The organism is Candidatus Methylomirabilota bacterium, assembly GCA_036002485.1.
Taxonomy (GTDB): domain Bacteria; phylum Methylomirabilota; class Methylomirabilia; order Rokubacteriales; family CSP1-6; genus AR37.
On sequence record DASYTI010000201.1, the window covers coordinates 1 to 12876 of the forward strand.

The 12876-nt window shown below is 68.7% G+C and carries 14 protein-coding genes; 11 read left to right on the forward strand and 3 right to left on the reverse strand.

Going from position 1 to position 12876, the window contains the following annotated elements; genetic code table 11:
• Positions 1 to 66: 66 nt before the first annotated feature.
• From VGT00_17815 to VGT00_17850, 8 genes are all read left to right on the forward strand, one after another.
• On the forward strand, positions 67 to 1014 hold the full coding sequence (locus tag VGT00_17815; GenBank protein HEV8533284.1) for a GntR family transcriptional regulator: 948 nt from the start codon (positions 67 to 69) through the stop codon (positions 1012 to 1014).
• 32 nt (positions 1015 to 1046) lie between these two features.
• Positions 1047 to 1682: an HAD-IA family hydrolase gene (locus VGT00_17820; protein HEV8533285.1), complete on the forward strand. Its 636-nt coding sequence runs from the start codon at positions 1047 to 1049 to the stop codon at positions 1680 to 1682.
• A 184-nt stretch (positions 1683 to 1866) separates the two neighbouring features.
• Positions 1867 to 3192: a replication-associated recombination protein A gene (locus VGT00_17825; GenBank protein ID HEV8533286.1), complete on the forward strand. Its 1326-nt coding sequence runs from the start codon at positions 1867 to 1869 to the stop codon at positions 3190 to 3192.
• Positions 3189 to 4439 carry an MFS transporter gene (locus VGT00_17830; protein ID HEV8533287.1) on the forward strand — a complete coding sequence of 417 codons (1251 nt, stop codon included), beginning with the start codon at positions 3189 to 3191 and terminating at the stop codon, positions 4437 to 4439. Before VGT00_17825 ends, VGT00_17830 begins: the two co-directional genes overlap by 4 nt.
• A 9-nt stretch (positions 4440 to 4448) precedes the next feature.
• The gene (locus tag VGT00_17835; GenBank protein HEV8533288.1) at positions 4449 to 5564 is read left to right on the forward strand and encodes a D-alanine--D-alanine ligase family protein; all 1116 of its coding nucleotides are present in this window, start codon (positions 4449 to 4451) and stop codon (positions 5562 to 5564) included.
• Between the two features lie 7 nt (positions 5565 to 5571).
• On the forward strand, positions 5572 to 6111 hold the full coding sequence (locus VGT00_17840; GenBank protein HEV8533289.1) for a hypothetical protein: 540 nt from the start codon (positions 5572 to 5574) through the stop codon (positions 6109 to 6111).
• 6 nt (positions 6112 to 6117) lie between these two features.
• Positions 6118 to 7230, forward strand: coding sequence for an undecaprenyldiphospho-muramoylpentapeptide beta-N-acetylglucosaminyltransferase (gene murG / locus VGT00_17845; protein ID HEV8533290.1), 1113 nt, complete (start codon positions 6118 to 6120; stop codon positions 7228 to 7230).
• A gap of 177 nt (positions 7231 to 7407) precedes the next feature.
• Positions 7408 to 8379, forward strand: coding sequence for an ABC transporter substrate-binding protein (locus tag VGT00_17850; protein HEV8533291.1), 972 nt, complete (start codon positions 7408 to 7410; stop codon positions 8377 to 8379).
• On the opposite strand, the gene VGT00_17855 is transcribed toward VGT00_17850, so the two are convergent.
• Genes VGT00_17855 through speD form a run of 3 tightly spaced genes read right to left on the reverse strand, consistent with a single transcriptional unit; the run spans position 8376 to position 10282 of the window.
• Positions 8376 to 9062 carry a Maf family protein gene (locus VGT00_17855; GenBank protein ID HEV8533292.1) on the reverse strand — a complete coding sequence of 229 codons (687 nt, stop codon included), beginning with the start codon at positions 9060 to 9062 and terminating at the stop codon, positions 8376 to 8378. The two genes, VGT00_17850 and VGT00_17855, sit on opposite strands and share 4 nt — an antisense overlap.
• Complete coding sequence (speE, locus tag VGT00_17860) at positions 8951 to 9871, reverse strand: polyamine aminopropyltransferase (GenBank protein ID HEV8533293.1); 921 nt, start codon at positions 9869 to 9871, stop codon at positions 8951 to 8953. The genes VGT00_17855 and speE overlap by 112 nt, the downstream gene beginning before the upstream one ends.
• Positions 9872 to 10282 carry an adenosylmethionine decarboxylase gene (gene speD / locus VGT00_17865; GenBank protein HEV8533294.1) on the reverse strand — a complete coding sequence of 137 codons (411 nt, stop codon included), beginning with the start codon at positions 10280 to 10282 and terminating at the stop codon, positions 9872 to 9874.
• A gap of 324 nt (positions 10283 to 10606) precedes the next feature.
• On the opposite strand from speD, the gene VGT00_17870 reads away from it, so the two are divergent.
• Genes VGT00_17870 through VGT00_17880 form a run of 3 tightly spaced genes read left to right on the forward strand, consistent with a single transcriptional unit; the run spans position 10607 to position 12786 of the window.
• Entirely contained in the window at positions 10607 to 11089 is a 483-nt protein-coding gene (locus VGT00_17870) for an arginine decarboxylase, pyruvoyl-dependent (protein HEV8533295.1), read from the forward strand.
• A gap of 60 nt (positions 11090 to 11149) precedes the next feature.
• Positions 11150 to 12010 (forward strand): agmatinase, encoded by an 861-nt coding sequence (gene speB, locus VGT00_17875; GenBank protein HEV8533296.1) that lies wholly within the window; start codon positions 11150 to 11152, stop codon positions 12008 to 12010.
• The gene (locus VGT00_17880) at positions 12004 to 12786 is read left to right on the forward strand and encodes a class I SAM-dependent methyltransferase (GenBank protein ID HEV8533297.1); all 783 of its coding nucleotides are present in this window, start codon (positions 12004 to 12006) and stop codon (positions 12784 to 12786) included. Before speB ends, VGT00_17880 begins: the two co-directional genes overlap by 7 nt.
• Positions 12787 to 12876 lie beyond the last annotated feature (90 nt).

Genomic DNA, 12876 nt, shown 5'->3' on the forward strand with positions numbered 1-12876 from the left:
CCCATGTCGCGAGAGGCGTGTCGCGTTGCGCCGCCGTCGGGCCTCCGGGTAAACCGGAAGAGCGCCGTGCCGGTACATGCGCAGCTCATGACCCAGATCCGGCACTTCATCTCGACGGGCACGCTCAAGCCGGGCATGCAGCTGCCCACCGTCCGCCAGCTCGCGGGCTTCCTTCGGATCAACCCGAACACGGTGGCCCGCGCGCTGGCGGACCTCGAGCGCGAGGGCTTCATCGAGTGCCATCAGGGCCGCGGCACCTTCGTCACGGGTCGTCCCCCGCGGGAAGGGCGGGCGGCCAGGAGCCTCGAGCGACTGGTAGGAGAGAGCCTCGAGCGGGCCCGACGACTTGGCTTCACCCAGGAGGAGCTCCTCGCCGCCCTCGCCTCGAGTCGCGCGGCGGGACGGGGCTCGAAGCCGGTCCGCCACCGAGTCCTGCTCGTGGAATGCAATCACCCCGAGCTCACCCGCTATCGCGACGAGCTCGAAGCCGAGCTGCCCCTGCAAATCGACCGCATGCTCGTCGAGGAGTTCGAGGCCCGAGTGGCTCGAGAGCCCGCCTTCGTCAAAGGATATCGGGTGGTGATCACCACGTTCTTTCACATTCATGAGGTCCGGCGGGTCATGCCGCCGGATGCACCGCCCTCGGTGGCCCTCCTGGCCGAGGCCAGCATCAAGACGCTGCTGCGCCTGACCGAGCTGCCTGAGGGCACGACGGTCGGTCTCGTCTGCGCCTCCGCGGCGGGCGGCCAGAACCTGCAGCGCTCCGTCCAGTCGGCCGGGCTCATGCACATCACCCCGGTGCTCGCCTCCACCGACGATCCCTGGTCCATTGACCGCATGCTGGAGAAGACCCGCATCGTCGTGTGCAGCGAGCACGCCGTGAACCAGATACGCGGCCTCCTGCCCCCCGACGTCGAGCTGGTGCTCGCCGATCGCAGTCTCGACCGGGGCGGCATCGACATGCTGTCCGATCTGCTCGCCCAGATGGACGAGGAAGGCCATGACCATGCGTGAGGCGCCCGCGGCGATCTGCTAGGCTGCTCGCCGTGAGCGCTCCTGAGTCCGTCTGCGTCTTCGACCTCGATCACACCCTCGTCAACTCTCCCCTCGATCTCCGGGCCGTCGGCCGCGAGATGGAAGCCTTCATTCGCGGTCGTGGGGTGGCACTGCCCGAGCGCGAGCTTCGCTGGTCCGGGCCCGAGCTCCTGGCCCTGGTGCGCCAGGGCGCGGCCCATCTCGAGGCCGAGCTCATGCAGATCCCTCAACGTCACGAGCGGGCCGCCATGGCCGAGGCCGTTCTCGAGCCCTTCGCCCGCGAGACTCTCTCCGCCATGAAGCAGCTCGGCTTCGCCACGGCCATCTGGACCAACAATGACCGCGTGGTCGCCGATTTCGTCCTGGGCCGCTTCGTGCTGGGGGAGCATCTGGATCTCGTCGTCACGCGCGACGAGATGACGGCTCTCAAGCCGCATCCGGACGGCCTCCGCGTGGTGAGAGAGCGCTGGCCCGAGGCGCCGCGGATCGTGATGGTGGGCGACTCCTGGGTGGACGGCGCCGCCGCCCAGGCCGGTGGCATTCCCTTCATTCGCTATCGCGGCAATGCCGAAGAGTTCGCCCGACGCGATATCCCCATCACCGCCCATATCGCCTCGCTCCTCGACCTGCCCGCGGCGCTCGCCTGACTCCCACCCTCACCCTGCCCTCTCCCTCCTGGGAGGGAGAGGGATATAGAAAAGGTCGACCACGAACAAACACATTTATCCCTCTCCCCTCAGGGGAGAGGGGCGCGGTTCGAGCTGAGCGCCAGAGGCGCGAGGCGAGGGCTCAGTAAATCAGGGGTGGTCCCCGCATCGTATACTTCACCACGTGGATCTCTTCGACTCGCCTCCGACAGAAAAGCCGCCCGCCGCTCCCGCCCCCCTCGCCGACCGCATGAGGCCGCGAAGCCTGGACGAGGTCGTGGGCCAGGAGCATCTGGTTGGCCCCGGCAAAGTCCTGCGACGCTCCCTCGAGGACGGGGCGCTTCACTCGATGATCCTCTGGGGACCGCCGGGCACCGGCAAGACCACGCTGGCCTTTCTGATGGCCCAGGTCGCCGGCGCCCGCTTCGTTCCTTTCTCGGCGGTCCTGGCCGGCGTCAAGGAGATCCGCCAGGTGGTGGCCGAAGCGCAAGCCGAGCGCGCCCGCGGCGGCCGCCGGACCATCCTCTTCGTCGACGAGATCCATCGCTTCAACCGGGGTCAGCAGGATGCCTTCCTGCCCCATGTCGAGAAGGGCACGCTCACCCTGATCGGCGCCACCACGGAGAACCCGTCCTTCGAGGTCAATGCCGCGCTCCTCTCGCGCTGCCGCGTCTACGTCCTCCGCCCCCTGTCCGAAGCCGATATCGTAACCATCCTCGAGCGCGCGCTTGCCGATAGCGAGCGCGGGCTCGGCGCCGCCAAGGTCTCGGCGGAGCCAGATGCCTTGCCCTTGATCGCCCGACTCTCGGACGGCGATGCGCGTGGCGCGCTCAATATTCTCGAGCTGGCCGCCCGGCTCCAGGGCGGCCGGATCACGGGAGAAGGGATACGCGAGGCCGTCCAGAAGAAGGCCCTCCTCTACGACAAGTCCGGCGAGGAGCACTACAACCTCATCTCGGCTCTCCACAAGTCGCTGCGCGACTCGGATCCCGACGGCGCCCTCTACTGGCTCGGGCGCATGCTCGAGGCGGGCGAAGACGCGTTGTACATCGCGCGGCGCCTCGTGCGCTTCGCCTCCGAGGACGTGGGCAACGCCGATCCGCACGCGCTGCGCATCACGCTTGACGCGAAAGAGGCCTATCACTTCCTCGGCTCGCCCGAAGGCGAGCTGGCCTTGGCCCAGGCCACCTGCTATCTGGCGCTGGCGCCGAAATCGAACGCCGTCTACGCCGCCTGGAACGAGGTCGCCCAGGACATCCAGGACAAGCCCGCCGAGCCCGTGCCGCTGCATCTCCGCAATGCGCCCACGGGTCTCATGGCCAACCAGGGCTATGGCAAAGGCTACCAGTACGCCCATGACGCGCCCGAGGCCCGCGTGAATCAGGAGCATCTGCCCGCGGCCCTCAGCGGGCGCGTCTACTACCGGCCCACGGATCGCGGGCTCGAGAGAGAGCTCCGCGCGCGCCTGGAGGCGTGGCGGAGGTGGCGGGCGGAGCAGACCAAGCGGTGAGCGAGCGGGCCTGGCTGGCGGCGGTCTGCGCCTCCGAGCTTGGCACGCTCCTGGTCTTCTCGAACTTCTCCGCCCTCCTGCCCCTCCTCCAGAAGGAGTGGGAGCTCAGCAACAGCCAGGCCGGGCTCATCGTCTCCTTCTACCAGTTCGGGTATATCGGCGCCGTCATGATCCTGGCCACCCTGACCGATTACATGCCGCCCCGTCGCATCTATCTCTGGAGCGCATTCTGGATGGCCGCGGCCAGCTTCGCCTTCGCGTTCTGGGCGCACGGCTTCCTCTCCGCCGTCATCCTGCGCGGCGCCGTGGGCCTGGGATTCGCGGGCACCTACATGCCGGGCATGCGCATGGTCGCCGAGCGTTTCGCGTCGGGCCGACGCGGCTTCGCCATGGGCTGCTATATCGGCACCTTCACGCTCGGGACTTCACTCTCCCTCCTGCTCACGGGCTGGGCCAACGGACACTGGGGCTGGCGGGCCGCCTTCGCCCTGACCGCCGTGGGCCCGCTCGTGGCGGGCGTGATCGGCTGGATGGCTCTGCCGCGTACCATGGCCGCCTCCGCGCCGTCCGCGCCGAATCTCCCGCACAAGCCCACGCACAAGAGAGTCGAGCGACTCGGACCGGTCCTCAAGAACCGCCCCGCCCTGCGCCTCATCACGGCCTACGGCGCCCACACCTTCGAGCTGATGGGCATGCGCGGCTGGATCGTGCCCTTCTTCACCGCGAGCCTGATCACCACGGGCGCGGAGCTGGTGGAGGCCAATCAGCGCGCGGCGCTCGCGGCCTCGGCGGTGCTGGCCATCGGCGCCCTGCCCCATCCCTTCTCGGGACTGCTCTCCGATCGCTTCGGGCGGGCCATGCCGATCAGCGTCCTCATGCTGCTCTCGGCCTTCTGCTCTTTCGCCATGGGCTGGGCGCACGACTGGCCCTTCTCGAGCCTGGTCGTCCTCGGGCTCGTCTACGGCTTCCTCATCACCTCCGAGTCGGCCATCGTCTCGACGGGCATCGCGGAGGCCGCCGAGCCCGCCTATCTCGGGCGCACCATGGCCCTGCAGTCCACCGTGGGCTTCACGGCCGGCGCGCTCTCCCCATGGGCGGTGGGAATCGTGCTCGACTGGGCCCCGCGCCTGGGCGTGGTGGGCGAGGCCAAGTGGACATGGGGCTTCGGGCTCCTGGGGGCGATCGCCCTTCTGGGACCGTTGGCCGTGGGCTTCAAGGAGTTCACCCGCAGCCCCCGACGGGTTTAGAGTAGGACGATGGAAAAGAGGAAGCTCCGCGTCGGCGTCATCTTCGGCGGGCAATCCGGCGAGCACGAGGTCTCGCTCGCGGGCGCGGCGTCCGTGCTGGCGGCCCTGGATCGCGAGCGATTCGAGCCCGTGGCCATCGGGATCACCCGTGAAGGGCGCTGGCTCATGGGCGGAGATCCGCTCCAGGCCCTGTCTCAGGACGCCTCGCGCCGCGCGCTCGCCGAGGGCGGCGTGGAGGCGTCCGTGAAGCAGGAGCTGGCCGCGCGGGCGGGCGATGCCCCGGGCGGGGCCACGGCGCTCGCGCGCATGGAGACCTCCGAGAGCCTGCCCCCGGGTCTGCGGGAGCGGCTCGACGTGGTCTGGATCATGCTCCACGGCCCGCGAGGCGAGGACGGCACCATGCAAGGCCTCCTCGAGCTGGCGGGCTTGCCGTATGTCGGCGCCGGCGTGCTCGCCTCCGCGGTCGGCATGGACAAGGTCGCCATGAAGGACATGTTCCGGGCTCATGGCCTGCCCGTCGTCGACTACCTCGTGGTCAAGCGTCACCACTGGCGATCGCGCCCGGCCGAGGTGCAGAGCGCGGTGGGCGATGTCGTCGGCTTCCCGTGTTTCGTCAAGCCGGCCAATCTCGGCTCGAGCGTGGGCATCAGCAAGGTCAAGGCCGTGGAGGAGTTGACGGCCGCCCTCGATCTGGCCGCGAGCCATGACCGCCGTCTCCTCGTCGAGCGGGCTGTCCAGGGACGCGAGGTCGAGGTCGCGGTCCTCGGCAACGACGCGCCTCAAGCCTCTCTGCCCGGCGAGGTCTGCTATGCGGGCGAGTGGTACGACTACGAGACGAAGTATGGCGAGGGGCACACCACCTTCAAGGTGCCGGCGCCCCTGGCGCCCGACGTGACCGCCCGAGTGCGCGAGCTGGCCATCCGCGCGTTCCAGGCCATCGACGGCGCGGGGCTGGCGCGCGTGGACTTCTTCATCGAGAACGACACGCACGTCCTCGTGAACGAGATCAATACGCTGCCGGGCTTCACGGCCACCAGCGCCTATCCCAAGCTCTGGGAGGCCTCGGGCATCTCCTACACCGAGCTCATCTCCCGGCTCATTGATCTCGCCCGCGAACGACGCTGAGCCGAGCATGGCTCGCGCCGGCTTCGGCCTGCTCTCCGTCCTCCTCTCGCTTCTCGTCATCGGGCTCCTGAGCGCGGTGGCCCTCACGCACTACTTCAGCGCGACCCACGATCCACGCGGAAGCAGCTCTCCCACGGAGGCTCCCCGGCCCGATCAGTCAGCGCGGCTCGCCGAGGCCCAGGCGCTCTTGGGCCGCGCCATGACGGCCCTCACCCTCTGCGCCCAGACCACTGGAATGGCGGGGGGAACGGCGGGAGGCTTGCCCGGCCGCGCGAGCGGCGGCTGCTCGCTGGCGGAGATTGCCGCCAATGCCGGGGTCGGCGCCAATGGCGTCACGGCCGACGGTCGCTGGCAGATCACCGTGGCCGAGATCAACATGAGCGGCCGCGCGGGCGGGTTTACCGGACAGGTCTCCATCGCCGGCATCGGGGGGACGGCCGCCGGTCTCTCCGCCTCACTCTTCGCCACGCCGAGCGGCATGGTGTCGCGCTGCGAGGCGGGCGGCGCGAGGCCGCCATCCAGCCCGTCTTCCGGTCAGGGCTGCTGAGGACTGGTGCGTATCGTCATCGCCGGCGGCGGCACCGGTGGGCACACGAGCGCGGGCCTCGCCGTGGCCGCCACCCTGCGCCGCGACGGCGACACGGACATCCACTGGATCGGCAGCCGCAGAGGGATAGAGGCGGCGCGGGCGCCGGAAGCGGGACTGATCTTTCATCCCATCGCGACGGGCAAGCTCCGGCGCTACTTGGACCGGCGCAATGTCACCGATCTCGTCTTGAATGTCCCGGCCGGCTTCCTGCAGTCCTTGCGGCTCTTGCGCCGGCTTCGCCCGGCCCTGGTCTTCGCCACGGGTGGCTTCGTGTCCGTGCCTCCGGCCCTCGCCGCGCGCGCGCTCGGCATTCCCCTCGTCGTCCATGAGCAAACGTCCGTGCCGGGACTCGCCAACCGGCTGACGGGTCGCTGGGCGGCACGCATCGCCGTGTCGTTCCCGGTCCGGGGCGGCACTTTCCCGCCCGAGCGAGTGGTGCTGACGGGCAATCCCCTGAGAGCCGCTCTTCGCGACGGGCGCCCCGATGCCGCCTTCGCGCGCTTCGGCTTCGATCCCGGCCTGCCCTTCGTCTATGTGACAGGGGGCGCTCAGGGCTCGCATCGGATCAACAGAGCTGTCGGGGAGGCGCTCGGGCAGCTCTTGCCCTCGTGCCAGATCCTTCATCAGTGCGGCGATAACCTGGAGACCGGCGATCATCTCTGGCTCCAGGACAAGGCGCGCGGGCTGCCGCCGGAGCTCGGGCCACGCTTTGCCGTGAGGCCGTGGGTTGGCGAGGAGCTCAGGGATGTCTATGCGGCGGCCGCGCTCGTCATCGGACGAAGCGGCGCGGGCACGGTCAATGAATGCTGCCAGCTCGGCGTTCCGGCCGTATTCATCCCTCTTCCGGGAACGAGCGGCGACGAGCAGAGGGCCAATGCGCGGCTGGTGGCCGAGGCGGGCGGGGCCGTCGTCCTGCCGCAGAACGAGCTGGGGGCCGAGACCCTGACGGGAATCGTCCTGCGGCTCCTCGCCGATCGGCCGGCCCTTTCGGTCATGGGTGAGCGAGCGCGAAGCCTGGCCATGCCCGATGCGGCCGAGCGGCTCGTACGGCTCATCCACGAGGTCGCCGGACATTGAGGCACGAACCGAGGCGCGGGATGGAGGTACGGATCAATCGATATCTGCGCAGGCGGTATGCTGGCTCTGGACGGCGCGGAGAGCGGACTCGGGGCATCTCCGCAGGGATTGCCCCGCTCGAGGTCCAAAGTGGCTGCAGCGGGGCGCCTAGAGGCTCAGAGGAGGGCTAGAGCCACCATGACGACGGCTGGCCTGGGACTCTGGGCGGCGATCACGATCGCGGTGGCCGGTCCCGCGACGTCGCCCGAATACCTGCCCGTGCATCTCGCCCAGGCCGAAGGCTACTTCGCCCAGGAGAAGCTCGAGGTCACCCTCAAGGTGGAGCGGAGCGAAGGCGAGGCGGCCAGGATGCTCGCGCGTGGCCAGGCCGAGCTTGCCGCCACATCCATAGACACCGCGTATGGTCAAGGCCATGTCGCGGGGGCACCGCCCCTCCTGCTCTTCGGTCTCACGGCGGCGCCACCCGTGGCCATCGTCGTCGCGCCGAGCCACCGGACGAGCATTCGCTCGCTTGCGGATCTGCGCGGCCAGCCCGTCGGACTGCCCGGGGCGGGCACCCCCGAGCATGCCATGCTGACATCCGTCCTTACGCATGCCGGAGTTCGAATCCAGGAGGTGCCGGTGCACAGCTATGGTCATCTCCGCCTCGCCGGGGCCCTCGAGCAGGGACAGGTTGCCGCGGCCGTCCTGAGCGATCCCTGGATCAGTCGTCTGACCGGTGAGGGTGGGGGCGTGCTCGCCGATCTCCGCAACCGAGGAGACGCGCGGCGCTGGCTCGGCGCCGAGACGGTTCACGCCGCCGTCTTCGTGCGAGCAGACACCAGGCTCGGCGAGCGGGAGCTGACGGCGGTGGCGCGCGCGCTCTTGCGCGCCGTCGCGCGTGTGAACGAGGCGGGCTCCGAGGCATGGGCGGCCGCGCTGCCCGCTTCCGTGAAGGGCAGCCCCGAGGACTTCGCGGTGAGACTCAGTGGCGCGCGCGGGTCCTGGCTGCCGCGCGGCCGAGTCACCGAGGGGATGCTCAAGGTCAGCGTCCAGCAGGCTCGCGAGCGGGCGCCCCTGCCCGAAGCGGTCAAGCTGCCGCTCCTCCGCTGGTATCCCCTCATCCTCACCGAGCCGCTCCGGAAAGCTCAGGAGCCGTCGGCCCGCTAGAGGAGGCCCCAGCGCTGGAGGAGTCGTCTGGTCGTCTCGACGGGTAGGCCGACCACGTTGGTGTAGCAGCCGTCGATGTGAGCGATGAGGCGGCTGCCCTGGCCCTGAACGGCATAGGCCCCGGCCTTGTCCAGCGGCTCACCCGTGGCGACATAGGCCGCGATGTCCTCGTCGGTGGCATTCGTCATGGTCACGCGCGTCACCACGGCTGCCGTCTCCTCGCGGCCCTCGGGCGCCTCGACGAGGGCCACTCCGGTAATCACTTCGTGGGTGCGGCCCCGCAGAGCCCGGAGCATGCGGACAGCGTCGGGAATATCTGCCGGCTTGCCTAGATATCGGCCGTCGAGCACCACCTCGGTGTCGGCGCCCAGGACTACCGTGGGACGCGCCCACTGCCGCGCGACGGCGCGGGCCTTGGCAAGCGCGACCGCGGCCATGGCCTGGGCCGCGTCGCCGGGCGGGTGCTGCTCGGGGACATGGCTCGGCTGAACCGAGAAGGCCAGGCCGAAACGGGCCAGAATCTCCTGACGGCGAGGCGAGGCGGAGGCGAGAACGAGTTGCGTGGTGCGACTCAGCTGACGATGAGGGGGTTCTTGTCCGTGATGACCCGCGTGTTCTTGGCGAGAGCCTGAGTCAGGAACTTCGGCAGATTGAAGGAGTGAAGATGCGCCGCTCCATTCCAGTAGCCCAGACTGTCCGGGTTCATCCGTGAAGCGATGAGGCGGTCGATGTCGGCCGCCATCTGCGTGCGGGGATCGGTGCCCTTGGAGGCCAGGATGAAGCCCCACGGCGTTCCGAAGCAGGAGATGAAGCCCTGATACGGCGCCACCACCGGGAAGACTTCGTGGAGCGTCCGGTTGACGGCGCCGAAGAAGAAAAGCTCGTTGATCTTGGTCATGCCCGCCTGCATGGTCATCACGCCGTCGTCGGTCAGGCGGTCGCGGATGAGGCCATAGAACTCCGCGGTGAAGAGCAGGCAGGCCGGCCCCTCCTCGAGGGGCTCTGGCAGGTCGACCACGATGAGATCGAAGCGCTCTCTGGTCTTCTCGAGATACGCTCTGGCGTCCTCGTGGAGCACCCGGGTGCGCGGGTCCTCGAAAGCGCCCTTGTGCATCTCGGGCAGGTGCTTCTTGCACTCTTCCACCACCTCGCCGTCGATATCCACCATGAGGCAATCGGCGATGGACGGATGCCGCAAAATTTCCCGAACGGTGGCGCCCTCGCCCCCGCCGATGACCATGGCTCGCACCGGCCTGGGGTGGGCGAGGAGGCCCGGCTGGACGAGGATCTCGTGGTAGATGAACTCGTCGTGCTCGCTGGACTGGATCCGGCCGTCCAGCACCAGCACCTTGCCGTACGAGTGGGTCTCGAGGATCTCCATGAACTGGAACTTGGTCTGGCGCGAGGCGATGGTGCGGGCGATGGCATGCATGTGGCCTTCGACGGGAGTGGTGGTCTCGAAGAACCACTTGTACTGCGGAGGACCTGCCATCTAGCGACGGACGACCGGCTTGCCGATGGCTTCGGCCGGCTTGTGGGGCATGGACCTTTCGGTCAGGAAGATGCCGCGCTGGAGCTCGACGACGGAGGCCCGGGCGGCGCCGAGCTCGGCGACGAGATGGTCGGCCGCCGCCTGTGGCTGCAGCACGTCGCCACAGGAGAAGACGTCCACGGCGGCGTAGCGGTACTCCGGCCACGTGTGGATGGCCAGGTGCGACTCGGCGATGACGACCACACCACTGATGCCGAACGGATTGAACTCGTGGAAGACGACGTCCACGATGGTGGCTTGGGCAGCCTTGGCGGCCTCCACCATCGCCGTCTTCACGGACTCGAGGCTGTTGATGGCATCCGCATCGCAGTCGAAGAGCTCGAGAAGCAGGTGTCGCCCCAGTGCTTGCACTCTTTCCCTCCTCTCCGTTCGTCTCTCGCTCGCGAAAAATTCGCAAGTCTGATTTTTCTGAATGTAGGGCCATGTTTTTAGCATTGCAAGGAAAAAATGGCCTTTCCCGGCGGCTCGGCGCGCCCAAATCGCCCTCGATGGGGCTGCTCGGCGGCCGCCCAGCGCCCCTTCCCAGTGGCCGCGGAGCCTCTGGGAAGGGCTCGAGAAGCCACTTTTCTCTTGCGTTCCCATCGTGACTCGCTAACATGAGCCGAGGAAAAAAAGTCCGACGGCGCACCACAACCGTCGCGCCGTTCACCTCAGCGGCGAGGAGGCGAGGAGCGAATGGGCTGGAAACCGGTGACCAAGGCCGCGATGACCTCGGGAAGCGCTGAGGGAACGACTCCCCTCAACGCCTTCGACAACGCGCTCCTGGCTGCAGGTATCGGCAATATCAACCTCGTCAAGGTCTCGAGCATCCTGCCGCCCGAGACGGCCCTGGTGGACCTGCCGCGCCTTCGGCCCGGCGCCGTCGTGCCCACGGCTTACGCCGCCATGACCAGCGAGGTTCCCGGCGAAGTGGTGTCCGCGGCCGTGGGCTGGGCGCGGCCGGCGGATCCGACGAAGAACGGCGTCATCATGGAGTTCCACGACAAGGCCACGCGCGAGGAGGCCGAGCGGGCCATCGTGCACATGCTCGCGGAGGCCTTCCGCGTCCGCGGCTGGGCCATCCACGAGATCAAGGTCTGCGCCGCGGAGCACCGAGTCGAGCGCACGGGCTGTGCCCTGGCCGCGGTGACGCTGCTCGCCGACGACGACCTCGTCTAGCATTGTCAGGGGCAGGACGTCGCGGGGCTGCGGCCGCGCCGTCCGAGGCGAACTTCCCACTTGAAGCCGGCCGATCCAAGGTTCATCGCCTGCCGGGCGCCCTACCCGGAGGCCCGCATCGTGCTCTTCGGCATCCCTTTCGAAGGCACCGTCAATCTCCGTACCGGCGCCGATCGCGGCCCGCGCGACCTGCGCGTCGCCTCGGATTCCATCGAGACGTATTCGCCTTTCCTCGAGCGTGACCTGGAAGATCTCGGCATGGCCGACCTGGGAGACTGCGAGCTCGGGGCGGGCAGCCCGCGCGCGCAGCTGGACCGCGCCCGCGACGAGATCCGAACCTTCTGGCGGCCTGGCCTCCTGCCCGTCATGCTGGGCGGCGACCACACGGCCACCGTGCCCGTCATCGAGGTCCTGGCCAAGGCCATCCCCGAGCTCCGCATCCTCCAGCTCGACGCCCACCCGGATCTGCGCGAGGAGTTCCTGGGCGAGCGCTACAACTACGCCTCGGCCATGGCCCGGGTCATGGACGTGGTGGCGCCGGAGCGCGTGTATCAGGTCGGGATGCGGTCAGGCGCCCGCGAGGAGTACCGGCGCCAGGCTCCGCATCTCTATCCCGCCCACGCCGTCCACCCCGTCGAGGCGGTCCGCCGCCTCTTGCCCGAGCTCCGCCGTCACCCTCTCTACGTGACGATGGATGTGGACGTGCTCGACCCGTCGGAGGCGCCGGGAACAGGAGCGCCCGAGCCCTGCGGCATGACCGCCTCCGAGCTCATCGCCATCATCCGATTGCTGGAGCCCTGCCCGATCGTGGGCACCGATCTCATGGAAGTCGCCCAGGCCTTCGATGCCTCGGGCCGGACGGCCATCACGGCTTCCTGGATCCTGCGCGAGGCGATCCTCACCTGGTGGGGAAAATGCTGAAGAGGGACAGCCAGGCCCAGTATTCGGCGCCGCGCTACTACGAGATCGCCTTCGATATGAACCGGAAGCAAGAGGTGGATTTCCTCGTCCACTGCTTCCGTCGCTATGCCCGGGGCAAGGTCAAGACGGTGCTGGACATCGCCTGCGGCACCGGCCCTCACCTCGTCCGGCTGGGGCGACGCGGCTACCGCATGTCCGGCCTCGACCTTTCCCCTGAGAACATCAGCTTTCTCCGGGAGCGATCCGCGGACGAGGGGCTCGAGGTGGGCCTTCACGTGGCCGACATGACGCGCTTCCGGCTCCCCCGGCCCGTGGATGCCGCGATCTGCATGCAGGATTCGCAGGGCCACCTCCTGACCAATGAGGCCCTCCTCGCTCACCTCCGCTGCGTGGCCCGGGCCGTGCGGAAGGGCGGGCTCTACATCTTCGACCGCTACATGTGCTCCTCGTGGACCGACCCGGCCCGGCGCTGGTCCTGGACGCGGCGGCGCGGACGAGCCACGGTGCGGGCGACCTTCGAGGCGCTCAAGGACTTGAATCCCGTGACGCAAACGTTCTTCGAGGACATGGAGCTCGAGGCCGAGGAGAATGGTCGGCGCCATGTGTACCGACAGCGCCATGTCTCGCGAATGGTCTTCCCCCAGGAGATGCGGGCCCTCGTCGAATTGGCCGGGGGATTCGAGCTCGTCGACTGGTTCTACGGCTTCCAGCCTCGTCTCAAGCTCGATCGGGCGCACCACCCGCTCCTCATGGTCGTCGTCCTGAGGAAGCGCTGAACATATTTCCCCCTTCTTATCTCAGCCCTCGCCTCGCCGCTCTCGTCGCCTGCGGCTCCTCGGCAGCGTCTCAGCTCGAACTACTGTCTC